The following is a 25,559-nucleotide window of genomic DNA, read 5'->3' as shown; positions in this document are numbered from 1 at the left end:
CCCCTGGAATTTCCCGACGCGCTTGTGTTTATCCGGGCGCAGGGGACGCTGAGCGCAGAAGGGCTGCGCCAGGCCAGGGAACTGGGCTTGGCTGCACGGCTGGGGGCGCATGCCAGCGGCGCGGCGGCCTATACCGCCAGCCTGGGTATCCGGAAAGGCATGATCGAGTTCAGTCTGGCCAGCAACCTGCAAGGCATGGCCCTGAGCCTGCCCGCGCCCCTGACCAAAACCGCAGACACAGCCTTGCCCCTGCGTTTTGAAAACACGGCGCTGCGCGAGTCGGTCAGCGCCGGCCAGCCGACGCAGGACCAGTTGACGCTCAGTGTGGGGCGGCTGGCTTCGGTGGTGTACGTGCGCGACATCAGCGGAACGGAGCCGCGGGTGCTGCGCGGTGCCCTGGCCATCGGCCTGCAGCCCGGTGAAAGTTCGCCGCTGCCGGACAGCGGGGTGGCGGCCAACATCAACCTGGCCACGGTGGACATCGACGCCTGGGACAAGGTGCTGAGCGTCTCGACCGATGCCGGTCCCGCCCCGCCGGCCGCCGGCAGCCGGTTGACCCCGGCCAGCGCGGTGCTCAGTTACCTGCCGACCACCATGGCGATTCGCGCCAACGAGCTGCTGCTGGAGGGACGCACGCTGCACAACGTGGTGCTCGGCGGCTCGCGCGATGGCCTGACCTGGCGTGCCAACGTGGATGCGGCCGAACTCAATGGCTATGTCGAATTTCGCCAGCCCGGTGGGGCCGGCGCCGGCCGCCTGTATGGACGCCTGTCGCGCCTGAGCCTGGGCCAGGGCACCGCCAGCGAGGTCGAGGCCATCCTCAATGAGCAGCCTGCCAATATTCCGGCGCTCGACATCGTGGTCGAAGACATGGAACTGCGCGGCAAAAAGCTGGGCCGGGTGGAAGTTGAAGCGGTCAATCGCGGCGCCGGTACGGTGGCCCGTGAAGGCGGTGCGCGCGAGTGGCGCCTGAACAAGCTCAATGTCATCGTGCCGGAGGCCACACTGACGGCTACCGGCAACTGGGTGGCCGTTGATGCGCAGCAGGCGGTTGCTGCAAGCGGCGCGCGCGGGGCGGGTGAACGGCGCCGCACAGTGATGAATTTCAAGCTCGATATTGCCGATTCGGGTGAGTTGCTCAAACGTTTTGGCATGAACGACGTGATTCGCCGCGGCAAGGGCAAGCTCGAGGGCCAGATCGCCTGGATAGGCTCGCCGCTGAGCCTGGACTATCCGAGCCTGAGCGGGCAGTTCAATGTGAATGTGGCTTCGGGCCAGTTCCTCAAGGCCGACCCCGGCATCGCCAAGTTGCTCGGGGTGCTGAGCCTGCAGGCCTTGCCCAGACGCTTGACGCTGGACTTCCGGGATGTTTTCTCCGACGGTTTTTCCTTTGACTTCGTGCGCGGCGATGTCACCATCAACCAGGGCCTGGCTTTCACCAATAACCTGCAGATGAAGGGTGTCAATGCCGCCGTGTTGATGGAAGGCACAGCCGACATTGCGAAAGAAACCCAGAACCTGACGGTGGTGGTGGTCCCGGAAATCAATGCCGGCACTGCATCGCTGATTGCCACCGTGATCAACCCGGCCATCGGCCTGGGCACCTTTCTGGCCCAGTATTTCCTGCGGCGCCCCTTGAGCGAGGCGACGACTCAGGAATTCCATATTGACGGGACCTGGGCCAATCCGAAAATCATCAAGGTCGATCGCAAACCCGTGACCGGGGCCAAACCCGGTGACGACAGCACCCTCAAGAGGTAAACATGCACGTCGCCGCCCTTCAAATGGTTTCAGGCATCACTGTCGCCGCCAACCTGGCCGTGGCCCGGCAACTGCTTGAGCGCGCTGCCGCGCAAGGCGCCGAGCTGGCCGTGCTGCCGGAATATTTTTGCGTGATGGGACTGAAAGACACCGACAAGCTGGAGGTTCAGGAGGAGGCGGGTGAAGGGCCGATCCAGGACTTCCTGGCCCGGTCAGCGCGCGAACTCGGCCTGTGGGTGGTGGGCGGGACCGTGCCGCTGCGTGCCAGCGACAGCCGCCGTGTGCGCAACAGTTCACTGGTGTATGCGCCATCGGGGCAGTGCGTGGCGCGCTACGACAAGATTCACCTTTTCCGTTTCGACAACGGAGTCGAACAGTACGACGAATCGCGCGTGATCGAATGCGGCGCGGAGCCGGTCACCTTCGAGCTGCCCTCTGCGGATGGCCACAGTTACCGGGTGGGCCTGAGCATCTGCTACGACCTGCGCTTTCCCGAACTGTACCGGGCCATGAAGGCGGATGTGCTGCTGGTGCCCAGCGCTTTTACCCGGACCACCGGCCAGTCGCACTGGGAAGCCCTGCTGCGCGCGCGCGCGATTGAAAACCTGGCCTATGTCGTGGCTGCAGCCCAGGGCGGCGCGCACGAGAACGGTCGCCACACCTGGGGCCAGAGCCTGGTGGTGGATCCCTGGGGCGAGGTGCTGGCGCAGCAGGCACAGAACCCGGCGGTGGTCATGGCGCAAGTCTCCGCCGAGCGGCTGCGGGCGGTCCGCCTGCAACTGCCCGCACTCAATCACGGGGTGTTGTGAATCCATCCGACGGGGCTGAAACCCCTGCCCCGACTGCGGGCCGGCATCGCTGGAGCCGGCGCTGGGCCTTGTGGGCGCTGCTGGTCACGTTGCTGGCGGCTCTTCTGTCGACCCTGGTCTGGCTCGCGGGACGCTACGAATCCAGCCAGGTGCAGAGCCGGATGGAGCAGGACGTGGTGCAGACGGCCACCGATATCCGCGGTGCGCTGACGCGCAATGTCCAGAGCATGCAGGCCTTGCAGGCCAGCAGCCCGGGCCCGGAGGCATGGCGTGTGCCCGCGACCGAATTGCTGCACGCGCACCGGGAGATCATGCGGCTGGAGTGGCGGGATATGGCACTGGCCACGGTTTCTCATGTCGAAACCCCTTATCGTCTCTCGGTATTTGAGCGCCTGGGCCGGGACAACACCCAGGCTGATGTTGGTTTCGCCTGCGCGGCGGCTCGCCGCTTCAGCGGACCGGCCTATTCAACCAGCTACTTCCTGCCGCAGGCCGACGGCCTGGGGCTGGAAGTTCTGGACATGTGCCTGCCGGTGTCGACGGCTGGCAGGCTGGCCGGTTATCTGGTGGCGACCTATTCGCTGCCGGACATGTTGTCCGAGCTGGCAGGCAGGCAGCTGACACGGGGACAGGGGCTGGCGTTCACCGAGGCCGACGGGACACGCCTGGCCATGCACGGCAACCCGGCGCGCGGCAGCCGGGCCTATGTTGCGCAGCATCTGCTCGACTTGCCTGGCAACACCATGGTGCTCAGGCTGGAGCGCCAGGTCGGGACGCCCGCACTGTTTCCCAATCTGCTGACGGCGCTGGTTGCTGCCATGTCCATCGCCCTGGTGGCTGTGCTGGCGCTGCTGGGCCGCGACATGCGCCGGCGCCTGAAGGTCGAACACGACCTGGCCGACGCGCTGGCATTTCGCAAGGCCATGGAGGATTCGCTGGTCACCGGCATGCGCGCCAGGGATCTGCAGGGCCGCGTGACCTATGTGAATCCGGCGTTTTGCCAGATGGTGGGCCTGGAGGCCCGCGAGTTGCTCAGGCACAGCATGCCGCCGCCTTACTGGCCACCCGAGCTGGCGGAGGAATACCAGCAACGGCAGGCCAGCCGGCTGGCCGTGGGTGCGACCTTGCCGCGTGAAGGGTTCGAGTCCGTGTTCATGCGTCGCGATGGTTCGCGTTTCCCGGTGCTGATCATCGAGGCGCCGCTGATCAATGCCGTGGGCAAACAGACCGGCTGGATGAGCGCCATCCTCGATGTCAGCGAACAGCGGCGCATTGAAGAGCTGTCGCGGGCCAGCCAGGACAGGCTGCAGGCCACAGCCCGGCTGGCCACGGTGGGTGAGATGGCTTCGCTGCTGAGCCATGAGCTGAACCAGCCGTTGGCAGCCATTTCCAGCTATGCCACGGGTTCCCTCAATTTGCTGCAAAGCGCCGCGGCCGAGGCGCAGCCGGCCGACAACAGCGAGGGCCTGCAACTGGCCATGCGCCGCATCGCAGAGCAAGCTGAACGCGCCGGCAAGGTCATCAAGAGCGTGCATGACTTCGTGCGCCGGCGCGAGCAGGTGCGCGAGCCGATCGCACCGCGCCTGCTGCTCGATGCGGTGATGCCGCTGGTCAGCCTGCAGGCGCGCAAGCTGGGGGTTCGGGTGCTGATGCAGGTGGATGAAAGCTGCGCGCCCGTGCTGTGCGACCGCACCATGGTCGAGCAGGTCCTGCTCAACCTGGCGCGCAACGGTATGCAGGCCATGCAGGGGCTGGACAAAAGCCGGCGCTTCGACAGGGTGCTGATCCTGCGCGTGCGCGCGGCAGCCTCGAATGCGTACAGCCGCTGGGTGGAATTTGCCGTGATTGATCACGGCGAAGGCATCCCGGAGGAGGTGGCGCGCCGCCTCTTCACCCCCTTTTTCACGACCAAGGCCGAAGGCATGGGTCTGGGGCTGAGCCTGTGCCGCACGGTGATCGAACAGCATGGCGGCTTTCTCGGTTTTGAGCCGATGCAGCCTCAGGGTACGATTTTCACCTTTACATTGCCGGTGGCGGTTACTGTCGCCATGTCGCACGAAGCGGCGACCGGTTGACCCAAGTATCAAGAAGGAGTCGGCATGGAACCCATCCAGAACGCTGCGGTGTACATCGTGGATGACGACGCCAGCGTGCGCGAGGCGCTGGCCTGGTTGCTGCGTTCCCGGCGCCTGAACAGTGAGACCTTTCCCAGCGCCGAAGCATTTGACGCGCGGATCTCGGGCTCCTTTCATGTCACTTCTCCTTCATGTGCCTTGCTGGATGTACGCATGGGGGGCATGAGTGGCCTGGCCATGTTCGAGAAACTGATCGGCTACGGTCTGCTGCCGACGCTGCCGGTGATTTTTCTGACCGGCCATGCCGACGTGCCCACCGCGGTGGATGCCGTCAAGCGTGGCGCTTTCGACTTTTGCGAAAAACCCTTTTCCGACAACGTGCTGGTGGACCGCATCGAGCAGGCGCTGGCACAGTCTGCGGCAGCGCTGGCCCTGCACAGCGAGCACACCAGTCTGCGGGCCCGGCTGGACGGCCTGACCGAGCGCGAACGCGACGTCATGCGGCTGGTGGTGGAGGGGTTGCCGAACAAGCTGGTGGCCGACCAGTTGGACATCAGCGTGCGGACGGTGGAAGTCCACCGGGCTCGGGTTTTTGACAAAATGCGGGTAAAGTCGGCAGTGGAACTGGCTAACCTGCTCCGTAATTTATAGCGGATCGCCCGGCTTCCGGGGATCGGCTTCATGCCGGACGTCTTCCTTGAGCTCGCCCTTGCTGCGGCCGGAGAACATCGTCCACCAGACAATGAAGACCAGAATGAGCAAGGCCCCCAAGGCTTCGAGTAAAAGTAAGGCCATGACTGTTTTCCCCCGGATAACACCGACTCTTGCCATTATCGCCACCGCGCTGGTTCTCGTGTCCTGCGCAACGCCGCCAGCGCGGGTGCCGGCGCCATCCGGGCCTGCCCGTGTTGGCGTTCCCGCGCGCCCTGAAACGGCGGTTCAAGCGCCTGCCGTGATGCGTGGCAAGAGCCGCTGGGTGCCTGTGGCCTGGACCGAACTGCCGGGGTTTGAAAACGATGCCCTGTTTGAGGCCTGGAACGCCTGGCTCAAAAGCTGCGAGCGGCCTAGCCCCGCGTTTGCGCCCCTGTGCGGCGAGGTGCGGCGCCTGAGCATTGCCTCCGGGGACGAGCAGCGCGCCTGGATGACCACCCGGCTGCAGCCTTACCGCGTCGAAACGCTGCAAGGCCAGGCCGATGGTTTGCTCACGAGTTATTACGAACCCCTGCTCAAGGCCAGCCGCCAGCCCGGCAATGGTTATGCGGTGCCGCTGTACCAGCCGCCGGTGGGTCTGGGCGGGCGCAAGCCCTGGTACACGCGTCAGGAAATCGAGACCCTGCCCGAGGCACAGGCTGCATTGAGGGGGCGGGAAATTGCCTGGCTGGCCGACCCGATTGATGCCATGTCGCTGCATATCCAGGGTTCGGGCCGGCTGGCTGTCACGGAAGCCGATGGTGCCCAGCGTACCGTGCGCGTGGCCTTCGCAGGTTCCAACGACCAGCCTTTTCGCAGCATCACCCAATGGCTGGCCGATCAGGGCCAAGGCCGCATGGTCGCCCCCTGGACGGAATCGACCAAAACCTGGGTTGCGCAGAACCCGCAGCGCCTGTCACAGCTGCTCTGGAGCAACCCGCGCTATATCTTTTTCCGGGAAGAGGCTTTGAGCGAGATGGACGTGGCCTACGGACCGCGTGGCGCCCAGGGTGTGCCGCTGACACCGGGCCGCTCGATTGCCGTGGACCGGGAGAGCATTCCGTACGGCACCCCGGTCTGGCTGGCCTCGCGCGGGGCGGCGGCAGACCTGCAAAAACTGGTGATGGCGCAGGACACGGGCAGTGCCATCGTCGGCGCCGTGCGGGCCGACTATTTTGCCGGCACCGGGCCGCAGGCCGGTGAACTGGCCGCGCGGGTCAACCAGCCTTTGCGTTTGTGGGTCTTATGGCCCAAGTAACCGTGCCCTCCAGGATCCTGATCCGCTCTGGCCTGTTGCTCGGTGTGCTTGCCTTGCTGTCTGCTTGCACGGTCACCGGTGTGGGTTCAACGGCGGCGCGCTACCGCTGTGAGCACGGCATCGACTTCAGCGTGAGGTTTGTTGATGACAGCGCGGTGATCGAGAGCTCAAGGGCCTCCGACGTGCTGTTTCGCGATGCCGGCGGGCAAGGCCCTTTGCAGCCGGTTTACAGCAACACGCGAATGCGCGCCGAGTTCGGCCTGGGGTCGGGCGGGCGTGAAGCGGTGCTGCATTACCCCCTCCTGCCGCTGATGGCGCGTTGCGTGCGGGATTGAGAAAGAGCGTTCCGGTGCCTGCGCGGAAGGCGACTATCGCACGGAAATCCGCAGTTGCACCGTCAGGGCCGACCGGTTCGCCGACTGCGTATGGTTGAACGGAGCCGAACTATTGCCCATACCGGCTTCATCCGACTGGGCCACAGTCATCCATTCGTTGAGAGGCGCAACCAGTGTGCTCACCACTCGGGAATCGGTGGGTGGAGCCATTGCATGGCGCGTGCTTTGCACGGCGGCCAGTTCCAGCTCGGCACTGTCGCCGCCCCGCCAGAGCGGCGTGGCAGAAAAACCGCTGCCCGCATTCACCAGCACCGTCCCGCTGCCGTAACGCACGACGCCGTTTTGCACAAAGCTGTGCAACAGCCGCAAGGGGACGCTGTTGCCCAGCATGATGTTCGCGCTGCGGCCGTTGAGTACCAGCAGCCGCTGGGTCAGGTGGCCTGAGTCGTTGCGCTGGTCGTTTTGCGCCGTGATATTGACGCGTCCTCCGGACTGGCCGGGCTGCAACAGCACCGAGCCCGAGGCGCCCACGGTGTTCTGCGACTGGTGGCTGTCGCGTAACTGCCGCACTTCGATCTGCAGGTTGCGCAGTGGCAGCGCGCCTGGATTTGCTATGGAATCAGGAGCCGGTTGCGCATGTACAGCAAGGGTCAGAGCCATAAAAGACGCTGAAACCAGGGCAGGGAGAAGTGTGAAACGGCGAATGGCCATGGGGAAGCATCTTACGCGGCCTTGCCTGCCAAGTGGCCCAGTGGAAGCACGCTGCTCGCCTTGATCTCGCCCAGTGAAAAGCTGGTGTGCATGTCTTTGACATTCGGCAGGTTCAGCAGGCTTTTCAATGCAAAGCGCGAAAAACTGTCCAGGTCCCGCGCCACCACCTGCAATTCGAAGGTACCGGTACCGCTGATGTAGTGGCAGGCAATGATCTCAGGCAGCTTGCGAATGGCTTCCTCCATCGCGCTGGTCGCGTCGCCCGTGTTGCGGTCCGCATCCAGGCGCACAAAAGCCAGCACGCCCAGCCCAATCTTGTGGCGGTCAATTTCCGCGCGATAGCCCTTGATGAAGCCTCCCTCTTCCAGCGCCCGCACGCGCCGCCAGCAGGGCGCGGCGCTCAAGCCAACCCTGGCGCTGAGTTCGGCATTGCTCAGGCGGCCGTCGGTTTGCAATTCATTCAGGATGGCGATGTCAAACTTGTCAAGTGTTTCCATAATTGCCAATTTTAAGCAAGAATCTTTCTCGTATCTGGTGAAACAGGGCATAAAAAGCAAAGACTTATCTGGCCATCGAGCCTACACTTTCCTCTATATAGAGGCATCACCCTACCCGGGTGTGAGCCTTTTCGCTCCGCCCAAAAGGCGGTGTCCGCCCCACGATTGGAGACAAGATGAACGCACCCCTGCCTGAACACATTCGCAAAGCCCTCGAGACAGTGACGCTCGACGACAAGTACAGCCTGGACTACGGCCAGGCTTTCATGAGCGGTGTCCAGGCGCTGGTCAAGCTGCCCATGCTACAGCGCCAGCGCGATGCCTTGCAGGGCAAGAACACGGCGGGTTTTGTCAGCGGCTACCGCGGTTCTCCGCTGGGTGGTTACGACCAAGCCTTGTGGAAGGCGTCGAGCTACCTGAAAGCGCAGAACATCGTGTTCCAGCCTGGCGTCAACGAAGAGCTGGCGGCCACGGCGCTGTGGGGCACGCAGCAACTGGGCTTTTCGCCACCCGGCACCAACAAGTTCGACGGCGTGTTCGGCATCTGGTACGGCAAGGGGCCGGGGGTGGACCGCTGCTCCGACGTTTTCAAACATGCCAACATGGCGGGCACCACGCCCTGGGGCGGCGTGATTGCCGTGGCCGGCGACGACCATGTGGCCAAAAGCTCGACCGCTGCACACCAGAGCGACCACATTTTCAAGGCTTGCGGCCTGCCGGTGTTTTTCCCGGCCAACGTGCAGGAAATCCTGGACCTCGGCGTGCATGCGTTTGCGATGAGCCGCTTCTCGGGCGTCTGGGCCGGCATGAAGACCATCCAGGAAATTGTCGAGTCCAGTGCCACGGCGATGATTGACCCCGAGCGCGTGCAGATCAAGCTGCCGACCGATTTCCAGATGCCGCCGGGCGGCGTGCACATCCGCTGGCCTGACGCGGCACTCGATCAGGAAGCGCGGCTGTTTGACTACAAGTGGTATGCCGCACTGGCCTATATCCGCGCCAACCGGCTCAACTACAACGTGATCGAAGGCCCGAATGACCGCTTCGGCATCATCGCCAGCGGCAAGGCCTACAACGACACGCGCCAGGCCCTGATTGACCTGGGTCTGGACGACACTACCTGCCGCCAGCTCGGCATCCGCCTGCACAAGGTCGGCGTGGTGTGGCCGCTGGAAGCGCAGTTGACGCGCGAGTTTGCCACGGGCCTGCAGGAAATCCTGGTGGTCGAGGAAAAGCGCCAGGTCATCGAATACCAGCTCAAGGAAGAGCTGTACAACTGGCGCGCCGATGTACGCCCCAACATCTACGGCAAGTTCAACGAGGTGGATGGCGACTTCAGCGGCGGCGAATGGTCCATGCCGAACCCGGCTGCCAATACGCTGCTGCGCGCCAATGCCGACCTGTCGCCCGCGCTGATTGCCAAGGCGATTGCGCAGCGCGTTCGCAAGCTCGGCCTGGACAGCGACATGGCCGCGCGCATTGATGCGCAGCTGGCGATTCTGGAAGCCAAGGAGCGTTCCCTGCAGGTGCTGGAGGTCAAAGCCGATCGTCAGCCCTGGTTTTGCTCGGGTTGCCCGCACAACACCAGCACCAAGGTGCCAGAAGGTTCGCGCGCCATGGCCGGGATCGGCTGCCACTTCATGGCCCTCTGGATGGACCGCAGCACGTCGGGCTTCACCCAGATGGGCGGCGAGGGCGTGCCCTGGGTTGGCCAGCAGCCTTTCACCACCGACCAGCATATCTTTGCCAACCTCGGTGACGGCACCTATTTCCACAGCGGCTCGCTGGCGGTGCGCCAGTCGATTGCCTCGGGTGTGAACATCACCTACAAGATTCTCTACAACGACGCGGTAGCCATGACCGGCGGCCAGCAGATCGGTGAGCGGCCCGAAGGCCTTTCAGTAGTGCAGATTGCCCAGTCCATGCGCGCCGAAGGCGCAGCAAAAATTGTGGTGGTGACCGACGAGCCGGAAAAGTACGAAGGCGTCACCCTGGTCGAAGGGGTGACCGTACACCACCGCGACGAACTGGATGCCATCCAGCGCCAATTCCGCGAGATCAAGGGCACAACCGTCATCATTTACGACCAGACCTGTGCCACCGAAAAGCGCCGGCGCCGCAAGCGCGGCAGCATGGTGGACCCGGCCCGGCGCGTGGTCATCAACGAGCTGGTCTGCGAAGGCTGCGGCGACTGCAGTGTGCAGTCCAACTGCCTGAGTGTCGAACCGCTGGAAACCGAGTTTGGCCGCAAGCGCCAGATCAACCAGTCCACCTGCAACAAGGACATGTCCTGCCTCAAGGGTTTTTGCCCGAGCTTTGTGACCGTTGAAGGTGGCCAGCTCAAGAAAAAGGCCAAGGGCAAGGCGGTGTCGCCTTTTGAAATGGGGCCTCTGCCCGAGCCGCAGATTCCTTCGACCCGCGGCGTCAACGGTGACGTCTGGGGTATCGTGGTCGCCGGCGTGGGTGGCACCGGCGTCATCACCATCGGTCAGTTGCTCGGCATGGCCGGCCATATTGAAGGCAAGGGCATCGTCACGCAGGATGCGGGTGGTTTGGCGCAAAAAGGCGGCGCCACCTGGAGCCACGTGCTGATTGGCGCGAGCCAGGAGGACATTCGCACCACCCGTGTCAGCATGGCTGGCGCCGATCTGATCATCGGCTGCGACCCCATCGTGGCGGCCGGCAAGGAGACAGTGATGCGCATGCGAGAGGGCCGCACCCATGTGGCGCTCAACTCCTACAGCACGCCGACGGCGGCGTTTGTGCATAACGTCAACTGGCAGAACCCCGCCGAAGCTTGCGCAGCTGAGATCACCAACGCTGTGGGGGTGACTGGCGTAGGCGCTTTCAATGCCGATGCTGCCTCGACGAAACTGATGGGCGACAGCATTTATACCAACCCGATGATGTTGGGCTACGCTTGGCAAAAAGGCTGGATTCCCCTGGAATATGCGTCGCTGATGCGTGCCATTGAACTGAACGCCGTGGCGGTGGACAACAACAAGACCGCCTTCGAATGGGGCCGCCGCGCTGCACACGACCTGGCCTCGGTTGAAAAGCTGTTTGTTTCCGCGCAGGTCATCGCCATGCCGACACCGCGCCAGGGTTTGGCGGACCTGGTGGCGCGCAGGGTGGCTTTCCTGACGGACTACCAGAATGCTGCTTATGCCGGGCACTACGAAAGTTTTGTGAAGCGGGTGGAACAGGCGGAATCGGTCCTCGGAAAAACACTTTTGACGCAAAACGTTGCCAAGTACCTGTTCAAGTTGATGGCCTACAAGGACGAATACGAAGTGGCGCGCCTGCATACCGACCGCAGCTTTCATGACAAGGTCGGGGCGATGTTTGAAGGCGACTTCAAGCTCAACTACCACCTGGCGCCGCCCATGATTGCGAAGAAAAATGACAAAGGCGAGCTGCAAAAGCAGAAGTTCGGTCCCTGGATGCTGACAGCGTTCAAGGTGCTGGCCAGGCTGAAGAGGCTGCGCGGCACTGCGCTGGACCCGTTCGGGCGCACCGAAGAGCGGAAGATGGAGCGTGCACTGATCGGCCAATACCTGGCAAGCATGGAGGAGGTGCTGAAAAGCCTGAACGCCGGCAATCATGCGGCTGCTGTGGAGCTTGCCCGTATTCCGGAGCTCATCAAGGGTTATGGCCATGTCAAAGCGCGCAATGTCGAGCAGGCGCAGCAGCAGTGGCTGCTGGCGATGGCGGCGTTTCGCCAGCCGGCATTGGACGTGCGCCAGGCGGCTTGAGTCCTTCCGCGCAGTACAGCGCGCTCTTTCAGGAAGCCTGGCGGTAGGGACGGCCTGCTGACAGGTGCACGAGAGCCCTGCGCACCCACCGGTTACAAATCCTTACGCCATCTGGCCGCATACAATCGGGCTCTCTCAGCACCCTTGGCCGACCCGGGGGCGCCCTATTTCTTGTTGTGGAGTCTGCTGTGTTCATTTCTTCTGCGTTTGCCCAAACCGCCCCTGCCGCCGCTGCCGAAGGCGGCATGTTGTCGTCACTCACCAGCATGCTGCCGCTGGTGTTGATGTTTGTGGTTCTGTATTTCGTGATGATTCGCCCGCAGATGAAAAAACAGAAAGAGCATCGCGCCATGATTGATGCGCTGGCCAAGGGCGATGAGGTGGTGACCGCTGGCGGGCTGCTCGGTACCGTCACCAAGCTGGGCGAGGCCTACCTGAGCCTGGAGCTTGCCACGGGCGTTGAAGTCCAGCTGCAGCGCAGCGCCATCGTTCAAGTGTTGCCCAAAGGCAGCATCAGGTCGTAAACACCTCTCCTGGCCGGCAGGCAAGGGCCTGCCCTTTTTAAGTCCACCAGTTTTCCCAGGAACAGCACACTCATGAATCGTTATCCGGTCTGGAAGTATGTGATCCTTGCTGTTGCGGTATTGATGGCCGCGCTTTACACGCTGCCCAATTTTTTCGGTGAGGCGCCTGCGGTTCAGGTGTCCAGCAGCAAGGCCAGCCTCAAAATTGACAGCACGACCGTGGCGCGGATCGAGCAGGTGTTGCGGGAGGCCAACGTCACGGCCGATGCGGTGACCCTGGATGCCACCTCGGTGAAGGCGCGTTTTGGCGACACGGATGCCCAGCTCAAAGCCAAGGACGCCATCGAAAAGGCCCTGGCGCCCGATCCGGCGGCATCTTCGTATGTTGTGGCCCTCAATCTGCTGTCGCGCTCGCCCGCCTGGCTGACCGCGCTCAATGCCCGGCCCATGTATCTGGGGTTGGACTTGCGCGGTGGGGTGCATTTCATGCTCCAGGTGGACATGCAGGCAGCATTGACAAAAAAGGCGGAATCTCTGGCGGGCGACCTGCGTGTGGTGTTGCGCGAGAAGAATATCCGCCACGGCGGCATCGCCCGCAATGGCCAGGCCATTGATATCCGGTTCCGCGACATGGCCACACTTGATGCTGCCCGGGGGCTGGTGCAGGACCAGTTCCCGGATCTGCAGACTGTGGATGCGCCCGAGGGGACGGACTACAAGCTCACTGCGCGCATCAAGCCCGAGGCTTCACGGCTGGTGCAGGAGCAGGCGCTCAAGCAGAACATGGTCACGCTGCACAACCGCATCAACGAACTCGGTGTGGCCGAGCCGGTGATCCAGCAGCAAGGGCTGGACCGCATCGTGGTGCAGTTGCCGGGTGTTCAGGACACGGCCAAGGCGAAAGACATTCTGGGGCGCACTGCGACGCTGGAGATGCGGCTGGTTGATGAAAGTGCCGAAGGCCGCGCCGCCGAGAGTGGCGCCAGCGTGGTTCCCTTTGGCTCGGAGCGCTTTCTCGAGCGTGACGGCCGGCCCGTGATTGTCAAAAAGCAGGTCATTCTGACGGGTGAGAGCCTGACGGACGCACAGCCGGGCTTTGATTCGCAGAGCCAGCAGCCCAAGGTGGATTTGACCGTGGACGCCAAAGGTGGACGCATCATGCGGGATGTGAGCCGGGAAAATGTCAAGAAGCGCATGGCGATCGTGCTGTTTGAAAAGGGCGTGGGCGAGGTGCTGACGGCACCTGTGATCCAGAGCGAACTTGGCAACCGCTTCCAGATTTCCGGCGCCATGAGCGTGACGGAAGCCAATGACCTGGCGCTGTTGCTGCGCGCCGGATCACTGGCGGCACCTATGGAAATCATCGAGGAGCGCACCATCGGCCCGACACTGGGTGCCGAAAATATTTCCAAGGGTTTTCACAGCGTTGCCTGGGGTTTCCTGGTGATCGTGGCCTGCATGGCTGTGTACTACATGCTGTTTGGCTTGTTTTCGGGGCTTGCGCTGGCCGTCAATCTGCTGCTACTGGTGGCGATTCTGTCCATGCTGCAAGCGACGCTGACCTTGCCGGGCATGGCGGCCATGGCGCTGGCCCTGGGCATGGCGATTGACTCCAACGTTCTGATCAATGAGCGGGTGCGAGAAGAGCTGCGCAATGGTGCGGCGCCGCAGGCTGCCATCCATGCCGGTTATGAGCGTGCCTGGGCCACCATCCTGGATTCGAACATCACCACCCTGATCGCCGGACTGGCTTTGCTGGCCTTCGGCTCGGGGCCTGTGCGGGGTTTTGCGGTGGTGCACGTCATCGGCATTCTGACCAGCATGTTCTCTGCGGTGTTTTTCTCGCGCGGACTGGTCAATCTTTGGTATGGTCGGCAGAAAAAACTCAAATCAGTCTCCATTGGCACCATCTGGCGCCCGCCCGGAGACGCCGGTTTGCCTGCCAAGACAGGCAAATCCGCAGCCACGGTTAACTAGCCACAGAATAACGAGAAGAGAACGCCATGGAGTTTTTCAAGATCCGCAAGGACATCCCGTTCATGCGGCATGCCCTGATCTTCAATGTGATTTCATTCACGACCTTTGTGCTGGCCGTCGTTTTCCTGTTTTCGCGCGGCCTCCACCTGTCGGTGGAGTTCACCGGCGGCACGGTGATGGAGGTGAGTTATTCGTTGCCGGCTGACGTTGAAAAAGTGCGCGGGACCGTGGCTGGCCTGGGCTTTACCGATGTCCAGGTGCAGAATTTCGGGACCGCGCGCGAGGTGATGATCCGGTTGCCCGCGCAAAAAGGGGTAACCACCGCCCAGCAGAGCGACAAGGTCATGGCTGCCCTGAAAGCCGATGATCCTCAGGTGACCTTACGGCGGACCGAGTTCGTTGGCCCCCAGGTCGGCGAAGAGCTGGCGCAGGATGGCCTGAAGGCGCTGGCCATGGTGGTGGTCGGCATCATGATTTACCTGGCCTTTCGCTTCGAATGGAAATATGCGGTGGCGGCCATCATTGCCAATTTGCATGACGTCGTGATCATCCTTGGTTTTTTCGCCTTTTTCCAGTGGGAGTTTTCGCTCTCGGTGCTGGCTGCGGTGCTGGCCGTTCTGGGTTATTCGGTCAACGAATCGGTGGTGATTTTCGACCGGATCCGGGAGAATTTCCGGCGTTATCGCAAGATGAACACGGTGCAGATCATCGACAACGCGATCACTTCCACCATCAGCCGGACCATCATTACCCATGGATCTACGCAAATCATGGTGTTGTCAATGTTGCTGTTTGGCGGGCCGACGCTGTTTTATTTTGCATTGGCCCTGACCATTGGTATCCTGTTCGGCATCTACTCTTCAGTGTTTGTGGCTGCGGCTATTGCAATGTGGCTGGGTATCAAACGCGAAGACCTGGTCAAACCAACGGGCAAAAAGGACGAAGATCCGAACGATCCGAATGCCGGAGCAACGGTTTAGGAAAGTCGCAACAAGACCAATACCTTCGTGGCCGCAAACACCAAAAGAGATCTTCTTCTTGCCAGGCAGGCCCGCGAACGGTTTGTAGGGCATGCAGTACGCATTCTTCCGGAGCTGGCCAGCGGCATTCGTGTCAAGCTGTCCGGCCTGATGGAGCAAAGCGGCAATGCCCGCGAGATGCAGGACAGGCGTGATGCCTGGTTGTCTTATCAGGACAATGAAGCGATCTGGGTCAATGCGACCATCGCCGCCTGGAAAAAAGCGCTGACTCCCCCAACCGCCTCTGTCCGCATGGCGGTGGACACCGGAAAATTCGAGTTGATGGGCAACGAGGTGATGGAAAACAAGATCCTCGCCTCACGCCTCGCCCTGCGCCTGCTGGACAGCGCCAGCTGGGAGCTCAACGATTTGCGCCTGCGCATCCAGAGCCTGGAAGGGGTTTCTGAACTTGCGAAGGAAGACATTCTTCGCCCTGAAGTCCTTTCGCAGAACCTGGTGGAGCAGTGGACGCTGGCGCCTTTGTCGCGCGAAGTGTGGTTGATGGTGCAGGACCTGATCCAGCAGCAATTAACCACGCATTTGCTTGACGCCTACCGTGCGGCCAACGAGTTCCTGATCAAGGAAAACGTGATGGTGGACATTGACCTGCGGGGGCTTGTCAAACGCACGCCTTCTGCCGAGAGTTCATCATCGGCGGGCAAATCCACGACAACCCGAAGCCGCGCTGCGCCAGCGGCAGGGCATACTTCCGGCGCGGGCGCGCCGGGTGCAGGGCTTCCAGCCGCAGGGGGTGACAGAAGTCGAGGTGCCGACGGCGGGGCTGCAGGCGGCGGGCGTTCAGGTTCAGGGCCCGGCACGGCGAAAGGTGCGGGGACTGTTTCGGGTACGGGGGGAGGCCGCAGCGGTTCGCCGGGGGGCAACGCGGCGCCTTCGGACTCTGCTGCAGCCAGGGCCGCAATTCACGACGAAACACGCATGCAGACCGGGACTTCGCCTCTGGCGCGGGCGCGCATGCGGGCGCAGGGCGTGATGGGTCACCTCAAACGCCTGCTGTCGGACCATGCCGTTGATTTTGACCACACGCATGTCAACCAGCCCTCACCGCAACTGGCACAGGCGCTGTCAAAAGTGCAGACCCGAACAGCTGTTGCAGGCAATGCCTATGAAGGCACCCTGGTGGAGGCGCCGGACCAGATCTACGGCTCCGCCGATGTGGAGCAGGCGGCAGGCGCCTTGCGCCAGCGCAGCAGTGACCTCAAACAGGCGGCCAGTACCTCCAGTGAAAAAGCCATCATAGAGATCGTGGCGCTGATGTTCCAGAGCATTCTGGCCGAAGACCGCATTCCGCCTGCAGTGCGGGTGTGGTTCGCCCGCCTGCAGATGCCGGTACTGCGCGTGGCAATTTCCGAACCCGAATTTTTTGGCTCGCTGCAGCATCCGGCGCGCCGGCTGATCGACCGCATGGGCTCCTGCGTGCTGGGTTTTGATGCGACCGTTTCGGGTGGCGCCCTCGAAATTGAAATCAAGCGCATCGTGCAGGTCATCGAACAGTACCCGGAGACGGGTCGGCGTGTGTTCCAGCTCGTGTATGACGAATTCCAGAAATTCCTCTCGAAATTCCTGTCTGGGCAAGGAAGCGCAGCCCGCGTGGTGAGCGTGGCCCAGCAGATGGAGCAGAAGGAAACCATGGCCATCCAGTACACCATTGAGATGCGCAGCATGCTCAACGACATGCCGGTGCGCGAGGAGATCCGCGAATTCCTGTTCAAGATCTGGGCTGAAGTGCTGGCCATTGCAGCCATGAAAAACGGGCCCCAGCACAAGGACACCATCACGCTCAAGCAGGCTGCGGCCGATCTCGTCTGGGCCGCAAGTGCCAAGCCCAACCGCAATGACAGGGCACGCGTGATTGCCGATTTGCCCAAATTGCTGCACCTGTTGCGGCTGGGCATGTCCATGCTGGGCATGACCTTGCCGGTGCAGGATCAGCACCTCAAAATCATCAGTGATACGCTGGCCGACGCCTTCATGTCCAAGACCGATGCCATCTCCCTGGAGCGCATCGAGGAGATGTCCAGGCGGCTGGCGAATCTGGAGGACTACCTGTCGGACGAGGATGTCGGTGACCTGCCGCTGGACACCGAAAACCTGGTCATGATGATCGGCATTGATGCCTCGGACATCGAAGTCATTGCCGATGGCGGCAGCCAGCCCAGCGAAGCCATGCGTTCCTGGGCACAGGAGCTGCAGCTGGGTGCCTGGTTCAGTCTGGACCACAACGGCCAGGTCAGCCATGTGCAGTTCGCCTGGCGCAGCGAGCGCAAGCAACTGCACCTGTTTGCGTCGACCGACGGCCGCAATTTCCTGATTCAGGCACGACGCCTGGCGGCCTATCTGCAGGCCGGCCTGCTGGTGCCGACCGAAGAGGAAGCGCTCACCGTGCGCGCCACCCGCGACGCGCTGGCCAAACTTGATGCCAATCCGGAGCGTCTGTTGGGCTAAGCCGTTTGAGGGCTGCCTCTTGACTCGCGTGGTCGCAAGCGCATCGCAGCCGAATGAGGATATGAGATTCGCGAGCTCAGGGGCTCTAAATACCAGCGGCGGCCGCAGATCTGGCTTTGCCAGCTCGCAGGCGCAGCGCCCCCTCGGGGGCAGCGCATTACACGAAGTGAAAAGCGTGGGGGCTCAATGAGCCACGCGGAATTCGGTGTCGTCGCAGAGTTCGTCCAGGACCAGGGCGTCTGGTTCTTCACCAAAGCTCCAGTACACCATCAGCACAATGATTTTCAGGTCGTCGAGCATCAGCGGATCACCGGGGGCCGCCATGGCCCGGTCAATGACAATTTCCCGCATGTGGGGTGGTAGCACGCCGGAAGTTTCGAGGAAGCTGACAAAACCCAAGGCTTGTGCGCCCAGATGGTCCTGTTCTGCCACGGAATAAACGCGCAGGCTGCCGGCTGACTGCGTGACAAAGCCGGGGGGTGTGTTGGTCAGCGCAAGTTCGGGTGCTACTGCGGATGCGATGGGTAGGCCAACCTGGGTGTTTTGTGCAGCGACATTCAGGCCATTGAGCCAGACCAGCGCCGCCTGGATTTCCTCAGCCTCAAACCCGACTGCGGTGAGCTTGCGGCTCAGCTGGTGCAGTTCGGGGCAGGCGTCGCCTTGCCAGTAGTTCTCGTAAACGTACACCAGTACTTCAAACATGTACCCAATATAACGCAGTTAAGGCCGGCCTTGCCTCCGTATTCCGATGGCCCATTGTCGAGCGTGTGCCGGAGCTTAACCCGTCGCCATGCGCTGAAACAGCCCGCCTTGCAGCCGCGCCACCTCGCCGGTCATTTCCAGAGACAGCAGGCGGGCCTGCAACTCTGCCGTCGCCAGTCCGGTGCGCGCCTGCAATGCGTCCAGGCTGACCGGTTCGAAGCCCATCGCGGTAAAAAGGGGGTCTTCGGCCGGTTGCTCTTCGTCATCGTTACCGGGGGGCAAGAGCGCCGAAACATGCGGCAAATTCAACTCTTCCAGTACGTCCTGGGCGGACTCCACCAGCTTGGCCCCCTGCTTGATGAGCGCATGGCAGCCACGTGATTGCGGGGAATGGATCGAACCCGGAATGGCGAATACCTCCTTGCCCTGCTCGGCCGCCAGGCGCGCGGTGATCAGTGAGCCCGACTTGAGCGCTGCTTCGACGACCAGCGTGCCTTGCGACAGCCCGGAGATCAGGCGGTTGCGCTTGGGGAAGTTGGCCGTCAGCGGCAGTGTGCCCAGTGGGAACTCGCTGATGATGAGCCCTTGCTGGGCAATCCGGTGGGCCAGCGCCAGATGTTGTTTGGGATAGACCCGGTCCAGCCCGGTGCCCACCACGGCAATGGTGCTTCCCCCGCCGAGCAGGACACCGTCGTGGGCTGCGCCATCCACGCCAAGTGCGAGTCCCGACACCACGCAGAGGCCGGCTTCGCCGAATACCTTGGCAAATTGCCGGGCATTGCTTTCGCCCTGCGGTGTGGGGTTTCGGCTCCCCACGATGGCCAGGCAAATCGCTCCATTATTTGTAGCTGGCGACGCCCATGGATCAAGGGCTCCGAGCATATAAAGCATGGAAGGCGGGTCTTCGATGTCAAGCAGTGCAGGGGGGTAGCCGGTGTCGCCCAGCGTCACCACACGCCGATTGTCCGCGCCTTGCAGCCAGTCCAGCGTGGCTTGCAACTGGGCGGCCAGTGTGGCGGGCTCCGTCTGCAGCGCATCGACCAGACGATCCGAACCCAGCTGGCGCAGCGTGTCGGCGTCCTGCTCAAAAATGGCTTGCGCTGAGCCAAAAGCGGCCAGCAACTGGCGGGCGCCAGTGTTGCCGATGCCCGGTGTCAGGGACAGGCGCAGCCAAGCGCCGAGTTCTGTTGCATCCACGGGAGCGGCCAGGTTCAGGCCGCGCCGGAAGGAAAGGGGCTGTTCATGCGGAAAGCCGGCAAGGTTTGCCGGCGGGTCTCAGTTCGGGTTGGTGAAGCGGTCGCCAACTTTCACGCCTTCGCTCACTTCCAGGACCAAGGCATAGGACAGCTTGTCGAAGGCACGGAAGACGATCAACAGACCGTTGCGCTCATTGGGCAACCTGATCTGGGTTCTGGCGGAATCTGTGCGATCGGTGATCTGCTCTCCGCTTCGCAAAATAGCCATCACATAACCCCGCTCTATCCCGTCCCGCAGGCCGCGATTGATCACCACCACCTGGTTGCCAGCCGCATAACGCACTGCACTGCCGTAAATCGAGACAATCTGGCCGTCCATCGGAAGCACCGGCGCGCGCGGTACATAACTTAGCAGCTCGCGCGGTGGTTCCGGTACCAGCCGGTCACCGACGCGCATTTCTTCCTTGGCAACCAGGATATCGATGGTCGCCGGAATGATTTCGCTGGATACCTTGCCATCCTTGCCAGTGACGTTGCCGGTGGATTCACCGCGAACCAGTTCGGCCTTGCCGAGAAACTGGGCTTCGTAGCCGAGGATTTCGCCGGTGGCCGGGTCTTTCAGCGGCGTCGCGTTACGGAAGACGCGGTAGTCCAGGGGTTCCCCCTGGGCCGTACTCAGCGGTTTGCCGGAGTCCTGGCTGGTGTAGACACCTCGGGCATAGGCGCGGTCACCACGGCTGAGCAGGACGCGACCTTCCTGCGCGGCCACAATGCGCGGTGCGGTCAGGAAAGTGGCTTCATCCACGATCATGGCTTCCGAGAGAAAAGGCTCGATGGCTTGTGGCGACAGCGTGGGGACTGCTGCGTCGGCCAACGATTCGTAACGCGTGCGCGGCGATACCCGCACGGTCCCCGGCTGGCCATCGCCTTCGCCCGGCCGCCGGGCCCGCAAGGTGGCGCGGCCGCCGGATTTGTCCAGATAAAGCTGTTGGCCCGGGTAAATACGGTGCGGATTGCGGATGTCATCCAGGTTCATGCCCCACAACTCGGGCCAGCGCCACGGGGTTTTCAGGAACATGCCCGAGATGGCCCACAAGGTGTCTCCCCGCTTGACGGTGTATTCGTCGGGAGCGTTGGGCGCCAGATCGCTCAGCGGCACGCCGGTCTGGGCTACCTGGTTCGCGGTGGCCTTCTGGCCGGCCGTGATCGGGAAGTTCTGCGCCTGCAAGCCCGTTGCGGATGCCAGCAGGGCGACGGCTATTGAAATCTGGGTGAACCGACCAAAAATATGTTGCATCTTGAAGGCCCTTGGGGCTTGCGCGGCCTTGAGCCCGGAGGCCGTATGCCGCGTTTGTAACTTGATAAATCACTAGCGATTTTGTACTTAAGCCCTTGATTAGGCAACGAATATGCCAATTCACGGCAACCAGAACGCTGAAAATTAGCGAAAATTAGCGAAAATAGCGACATCTGATTGCCTGCCACCATGACCTCATTGACCATTCTTCGCTACCCGGACCCGCGTTTGCACACTGTCGCCAAACCCGTCGCGGCGGTGGATGCGCGTATCCGCGCACTTGCTGCGGACATGCTGGAGACCATGTATGAGGCCCAGGGCATTGGCCTGGCTGCCAGCCAGGTCGATGTGCATGAGCGGCTGGTGGTGATTGATATCAGCGAAGGCCGGGATCAGCCGCTGGTGCTGATCAATCCCGAAATCATCTGGGCCAGCCCGGAAACCCAGGTCAACGACGAAGGCTGCCTGTCGGTGCCCGGTGTTTACGATGGGGTGGAGCGCGCCAGTGCCGTTCGTGTGCGGGCACTCGACCTGGAAGGCCAGCTGCAGACTCACAGCGCTGAAGGCCTGCTGGCGGTGTGCATCCAGCACGAGATGGACCATTTGCTGGGCAAGGTATTTGTCGAGTACCTGTCGCCGCTCAAGCGCAATCGCATCAAGACCAAGATGATCAAGCAGAAGAAGGAAGAAGAGCGGGTCAGTTAGAGCCCCTACGCTCGCGCACTGCGTGTCGCTCTCTGCCCCCCTAGGGGGCGCTGCGCCTGCGGCCCGGCGAAGCCGGTTCCGCGGCCCCGACTGGTACTCAGAGAAAAGCGCCCGGCTCATTCACTTCGCCCCAGCGTGCCGGTGGAAAATTGTCTGACCGGTCTTTCCAGGTCGGTCCTCGGTGAAAATCGCCTGATGCGCATTATTTTTGCCGGTACCCCCGAATTCGCCCGTGTGGCCCTTGCGCAGCTTCATGCTGCCGGTTTTGAAATTCCCCTGGTCCTGACCCAGCCGGACCGGCCGGCCGGCCGCGGCATGAAACTGCAGGCTCCCAGTGTCAAACAGTTCGCCCTGGAAAAGCATATTCCTGTGGCCCAGCCGCGCAGCCTGCGCCTCGACGGCAAATACCCGGAAGATGCCGCCGCTGCGCGTTTGGCCATTGAGGCGGCGCAGGCGGACGCCATGGTGGTTGCCGCCTATGGCCTGATCCTGCCTCAATGGGTGCTGGGCACGCCACGGCTGGGTTGCTTCAACATCCACGCTTCCTTGTTGCCGCGATGGCGGGGGGCGGCGCCGATTCATCGCGCCATCGAGGCCGGCGACACCGAGACAGGCATCACCATCATGCAGATGGATGCCGGCCTGGACACAGGGGACATGCTGCTGGTTGAAAAACTGGCCATCCTGCCCGCCGACACCACGGGCACCTTGCATGACAGGCTGGCGACGCTGGGAGGCCACTTGGTTGTTGAGGCCCTGGAGCTTGCGGCCTGTGGCGGCCTCACGCGGGTGCGACAGCCGGATCAGGGCATCACCTATGCCCACAAGATCGAAAAACACGAAGCAATGATCGACTGGACACTCGGTGCTGCCGTGATCGAACGGCGCATCCGTGCCTTCAACCCTTTCCCCGGCGCGGCCGGCCTGCTGGCGGGCGAGCCCGTCAAATTCTGGCTGGCCTCCGTGTTGCCAGGGTATCCGGTGTCAGAAGGTGCCCTGCCCGGCCAGGTGCTGGCCGCCGGTCCGCAAGGCATGGACATTGCCACCGGCGAAGGTGTACTGCGTGCCGTCCGGTTGCAAAAGGCTGGTGGCAAAGCACTGGACGTGGCCGAGTTTCTGCGCGGTTTCGCTTTGCAGCCAGGCATGGTTTTTCAGGGCAGTCCGGGGAAGATTTCTTGACCGCGGCGCTGCTGCGACACCCGGAATTCCGCCGGGGTGCGCGCGACATGGCGCCGGTCGCGGCCGGCACGGCCGCCTGGGGCCTGATGACCGGCGTGGCGATGGTCAAATCCGGTATGAGTATCTTTGAGGCGGTGCTCATGGGCGTGATCGTGTTTGCCGGCAGCTCCCAGCTGGCCGCCGTGCCGCTGATTCTTGCCGGCGCACCCATGTGGGTGATTCTGGCGACCGCAGTTTGCGTCAATTTGCGTTTTGTCGTGTTCAGCGCCCACCTGCGGCCCTACCTCATGCACCAGCCGCTCTGGCGGCGCCTGGTCAGTGGTTATTTCACGGCCGACCTCAGTTATGTGATGTTCACCAACCGCCATCCTCATCCGGTACCGCCCGGGGATGTGGCGGCGCTACGGGCCCAGGAAGCCTATTTGGCAGGCAATTGTGCCGTGACCTGGGTCAGCTGGGTGGTGCCGAGCCTGCTGGGCATTGCTCTGGCCAATGCCATCCCGCTGCATTGGGGGCTGGGGTTCGCCGGCATCCTGGCCCTGCTCGGCATCCTGTGTTCATTGGCCAGCAGCCGCCTGCGTGCGGTTTCCGCTGGTGTTGCCGGTGCGGCTGCGGTGGCCGCCTTTGCCCTGCCGCTCAAACTCAACATCCTGGTGGCGATTGCCGCGGCGGTGGCTGTTTGCCTGATGCTCGAGAAACCATCGGCACCTCAGCCTAAAACAGGGGGCGCGGCATGACCGATGGCTGGACGGTGCTCACGATTCTTGGCCTGGCGGTGGTCACGGTGATTACACGCTCGTTCTTTTTTATCTCCAGCAAGCCCTGGACGCTGCCGGTCTGGGCGCAGCGCGGCCTGCACTATGCGCCGATTGCGGCCCTGTCGGCCGTTATCGTCCCGGAAATCGTGACGACGCAGGGGCAGTTCATCGGCACCTGGCAAGACGCCCGCGTGTTTGCGGCGCTGGCCGGAGCGGCCTGGTTTTTCTGGCGCAGGGGCGTGTTGGGCACCATCATTGCCGGGATGGCGGTTTACCTGCCCTTGCACATGGGCCTGGGTTGGTAGGGACGAGCCCCCACGGTTGCTCATTTCGTGTAGCTCCCCGCCCCCAGAGGGGGCCGCCGCGCCTGCGGGCCGGCAAAGCCGGACCCGCGGCCCCTGCTTATACGGAGTCGTTACGGTCGCTCACGGTCCGCTGCGGTGGCGCACCTACAATTTGAAGCTTTGCGCAACCGACCCCCAACTTTCCATTGCGAGCTACCATGAACTTCATCCGTTTTTCCGATTTGTGTTCCCAAGGACTGGTCAAGGGCCGGCGCGTTTTTATCCGTGCCGATCTCAACGTGCCGCAGGATGACGCTGGCCGCATCACCGAGGACACCCGCATCCGCGCTTCGATTCCCTGCATCCAGATGGCCCTTAGCGCCGGCGCTGCGGTGATGGTCACCTCCCATTTGGGACGGCCGACCGAAGGGCAGTTCAAGCCCGAAGATTCCCTGGCGCCTGTGGCGCTACGCCTGGGCGAACTGATGGCGCGGGAGGTGCCCTTGCTATCCGGCTGGGTGGATGGCGTGGAGGTGTCGCCCGGCCAGCTCGTGCTGCTGGAAAACTGCCGCGTCAACAAGGGCGAGAAAAAAAACGACGAGACCCTGGCTCGCAAGATGGCGGCGCTCTGCGATATTTTTGTGCATGACGCCTTCGGCACGGCGCATCGCGCGGAAGCTTCCACCTATGGCATTGCGCAGTTTGCGAAAACAGCGTGTGCCGGCCCGTTGCTGGCGGCCGAAATGGATGCGATTTCCAAGGCCTTGGCCAATCCGAAACGACCGCTGGTAGCCATCGTGGCCGGCAGCAAGGTCTCCACCAAGCTGACCATTCTCCAGGCACTGGCCGGCAAGGTGGACCAGCTGATTGTGGGCGGCGGCATCGCCAACACCTTCATGCTGGCCAACGGCCTGCCGATCGGTAAAAGCCTGGCCGAGCGTGAGCTGCTGGGTGAAGCGCGCGCCGTCATGGCGGCCATGAAGGCGCGCGGCGCTGAGGTGCCGATTCCCACCGATGTGGTGACCGCCAAGACCTTCAGCGCCGACGCGCCCGCCACCGTCAAGCCCGCCACGGAGGTGGCAGACGACGACCTGATCCTGGATATCGGCCCGCAGACCGCGAAAAAGCTGGCCAATCAACTGATGGCCGCCGGCACCATTGTCTGGAATGGCCCGGTGGGTGTGTTCGAGTTCGCTGCCTTTGAAGGCGGTACCAAAACCATCGCGCAGGCGATTGCCGCCAGCCCAGCCTTCAGTATTGCCGGCGGGGGCGACACGCTGGCAGCCATCGCCAAATATGGCATTGAAAAAGATGTGGGCTACATCTCGACCGGCGGCGGGGCTTTCCTCGAAGTCCTGGAAGGCAAAACCCTGCCGGCGTTTGAGGTTCTGCAGAAACGCGCCGCAGGCTGACGGAATGGGGTGATTGCTATTAAAATAGGGGCTTAGGAAGCAAAGTTCATCAACAGATGAGCTAAGTTCCTATGGTGATTCAGAAAAATCGGTATTTCAGACGCTCCAAACTCAGCGAAGCAAAAGTGCGTCAAATCCTGCGTTACTTTGCG

At 62.6% G+C, this 25,559-nt stretch carries 22 protein-coding genes; 16 read left to right on the top strand and 6 right to left on the bottom strand.

Translation table 11 applies throughout. The features are described 5' to 3' along the window. The 4 genes from WA904_RS04850 to WA904_RS04835 all read left to right on the top strand — a co-directional run. A partial coding sequence (locus WA904_RS04850) for a YhdP family protein (RefSeq protein ID WP_425195994.1) occupies positions 1–1,761 on the top strand: 1,761 nt, incomplete at its 5' end. 2 nt (positions 1,762–1,763) lie between these two features. Further along, a complete protein-coding gene (locus WA904_RS04845; protein WP_425195993.1) occupies positions 1,764–2,570 on the top strand; it encodes a carbon-nitrogen hydrolase family protein in 807 nt (268 codons plus the stop codon). After that, entirely contained in the window at positions 2,567–4,645 is a 2,079-nt protein-coding gene (locus tag WA904_RS04840; RefSeq protein ID WP_425195992.1) for a two-component system sensor histidine kinase NtrB, read from the top strand. The genes WA904_RS04845 and WA904_RS04840 overlap by 4 nt, the downstream gene beginning before the upstream one ends. A gap of 24 nt (positions 4,646–4,669) precedes the next feature. After that, a complete protein-coding gene (locus tag WA904_RS04835; RefSeq protein WP_425195991.1) occupies positions 4,670–5,296 on the top strand; it encodes a response regulator transcription factor in 627 nt (208 codons plus the stop codon). On the opposite strand, the gene WA904_RS04830 is transcribed toward WA904_RS04835, so the two are convergent. After that, the gene (locus WA904_RS04830; RefSeq protein WP_425195990.1) at positions 5,291–5,440 is read right to left on the bottom strand and encodes a hypothetical protein; all 150 of its coding nucleotides are present in this window, start codon (positions 5,438–5,440) and stop codon (positions 5,291–5,293) included. The two genes, WA904_RS04835 and WA904_RS04830, sit on opposite strands and share 6 nt — an antisense overlap. Here WA904_RS04830 and WA904_RS04825 point away from each other — a divergent pair. Both WA904_RS04825 and WA904_RS04820 read left to right on the top strand, forming a co-directional pair. Further along, on the top strand, positions 5,388–6,593 hold the full coding sequence (locus WA904_RS04825; protein WP_425195989.1) for a murein transglycosylase A: 1,206 nt from the start codon (positions 5,388–5,390) through the stop codon (positions 6,591–6,593). The two genes, WA904_RS04830 and WA904_RS04825, sit on opposite strands and share 53 nt — an antisense overlap. Next, positions 6,581–6,928, top strand: coding sequence for a hypothetical protein (locus tag WA904_RS04820; RefSeq protein WP_425195988.1), 348 nt, complete (start codon positions 6,581–6,583; stop codon positions 6,926–6,928). The genes WA904_RS04825 and WA904_RS04820 overlap by 13 nt, the downstream gene beginning before the upstream one ends. Before the next feature lie 33 nt (positions 6,929–6,961). Here the strand turns inward: WA904_RS04820 and WA904_RS04815 are convergent, their stop codons facing one another. Together WA904_RS04815 and WA904_RS04810 are read right to left on the bottom strand one after the other, a co-directional pair. Further along, positions 6,962–7,588 carry a hypothetical protein gene (locus tag WA904_RS04815; protein ID WP_425195987.1) on the bottom strand — a complete coding sequence of 209 codons (627 nt, stop codon included), beginning with the start codon at positions 7,586–7,588 and terminating at the stop codon, positions 6,962–6,964. Between the two features lie 62 nt (positions 7,589–7,650). Then, positions 7,651–8,136, bottom strand: coding sequence for an Lrp/AsnC family transcriptional regulator (locus tag WA904_RS04810; protein WP_425195986.1), 486 nt, complete (start codon positions 8,134–8,136; stop codon positions 7,651–7,653). Between the two features lie 176 nt (positions 8,137–8,312). Between WA904_RS04810 and WA904_RS04805 the strand changes: the two genes are divergently transcribed. The 5 genes from WA904_RS04805 (at position 8,313) to WA904_RS04785 (ending at position 17,874) form a co-directional block, all read left to right on the top strand. Continuing rightward, complete coding sequence (locus tag WA904_RS04805; protein WP_425195985.1) at positions 8,313–11,891, top strand: indolepyruvate ferredoxin oxidoreductase family protein; 3,579 nt, start codon at positions 8,313–8,315, stop codon at positions 11,889–11,891. 188 nt (positions 11,892–12,079) lie between these two features. Further along, positions 12,080–12,415 (top strand): preprotein translocase subunit YajC, encoded by a 336-nt coding sequence (gene yajC / locus WA904_RS04800; protein ID WP_425195984.1) that lies wholly within the window; start codon positions 12,080–12,082, stop codon positions 12,413–12,415. A gap of 72 nt (positions 12,416–12,487) precedes the next feature. Continuing rightward, complete coding sequence (secD, locus tag WA904_RS04795) at positions 12,488–14,392, top strand: protein translocase subunit SecD (RefSeq protein ID WP_425195983.1); 1,905 nt, start codon at positions 12,488–12,490, stop codon at positions 14,390–14,392. Between the two features lie 26 nt (positions 14,393–14,418). Continuing rightward, positions 14,419–15,372, top strand: coding sequence for a protein translocase subunit SecF (secF, locus tag WA904_RS04790; protein WP_425195982.1), 954 nt, complete (start codon positions 14,419–14,421; stop codon positions 15,370–15,372). A 27-nt stretch (positions 15,373–15,399) separates the two neighbouring features. After that, positions 15,400–17,874 (top strand): DUF1631 family protein, encoded by a 2,475-nt coding sequence (locus tag WA904_RS04785; protein ID WP_425195981.1) that lies wholly within the window; start codon positions 15,400–15,402, stop codon positions 17,872–17,874. 183 nt (positions 17,875–18,057) lie between these two features. On the opposite strand, the gene WA904_RS04780 is transcribed toward WA904_RS04785, so the two are convergent. From WA904_RS04780 to WA904_RS04770, 3 genes are all read right to left on the bottom strand, one after another. Further along, entirely contained in the window at positions 18,058–18,576 is a 519-nt protein-coding gene (locus WA904_RS04780; protein WP_425195980.1) for a DUF494 domain-containing protein, read from the bottom strand. A 75-nt stretch (positions 18,577–18,651) separates the two neighbouring features. Continuing rightward, complete coding sequence (gene dprA / locus WA904_RS04775; protein WP_425195979.1) at positions 18,652–19,773, bottom strand: DNA-processing protein DprA; 1,122 nt, start codon at positions 19,771–19,773, stop codon at positions 18,652–18,654. A gap of 78 nt (positions 19,774–19,851) precedes the next feature. After that, complete coding sequence (locus tag WA904_RS04770) at positions 19,852–21,069, bottom strand: LysM peptidoglycan-binding domain-containing protein (RefSeq protein WP_425195978.1); 1,218 nt, start codon at positions 21,067–21,069, stop codon at positions 19,852–19,854. Positions 21,070–21,258: 189 nt separating this feature from the next. Between WA904_RS04770 and def the strand changes: the two genes are divergently transcribed. The 5 genes from def to WA904_RS04745 all read left to right on the top strand — a co-directional run bounded on the left by def (position 21,259) and on the right by WA904_RS04745 (position 25,407). Then, positions 21,259–21,774, top strand: a complete 516-nt coding sequence (gene def, locus WA904_RS04765; RefSeq protein ID WP_425195977.1) for a peptide deformylase — start codon at positions 21,259–21,261, stop codon at positions 21,772–21,774. Positions 21,775–21,969: 195 nt separating this feature from the next. Beyond that, a complete protein-coding gene (gene fmt, locus WA904_RS04760; RefSeq protein WP_425195976.1) occupies positions 21,970–22,953 on the top strand; it encodes a methionyl-tRNA formyltransferase in 984 nt (327 codons plus the stop codon). A 47-nt stretch (positions 22,954–23,000) separates the two neighbouring features. After that, positions 23,001–23,690: an AzlC family ABC transporter permease gene (locus tag WA904_RS04755; RefSeq protein WP_425195995.1), complete on the top strand. Its 690-nt coding sequence runs from the start codon at positions 23,001–23,003 to the stop codon at positions 23,688–23,690. Continuing rightward, positions 23,687–24,016: an AzlD domain-containing protein gene (locus WA904_RS04750; protein WP_425195975.1), complete on the top strand. Its 330-nt coding sequence runs from the start codon at positions 23,687–23,689 to the stop codon at positions 24,014–24,016. Before WA904_RS04755 ends, WA904_RS04750 begins: the two co-directional genes overlap by 4 nt. A 197-nt stretch (positions 24,017–24,213) precedes the next feature. Beyond that, positions 24,214–25,407: a phosphoglycerate kinase gene (locus tag WA904_RS04745; protein WP_425195974.1), complete on the top strand. Its 1,194-nt coding sequence runs from the start codon at positions 24,214–24,216 to the stop codon at positions 25,405–25,407. Positions 25,408–25,559: the final 152 nt, after the last annotated feature.

The organism is Polaromonas sp. (assembly GCF_049790275.1).
In the GTDB taxonomy this organism is placed as follows: domain Bacteria; phylum Pseudomonadota; class Gammaproteobacteria; order Burkholderiales; family Burkholderiaceae_C; genus Polaromonas.
This window is presented reverse-complemented; position numbering and strand designations above follow the sequence as displayed.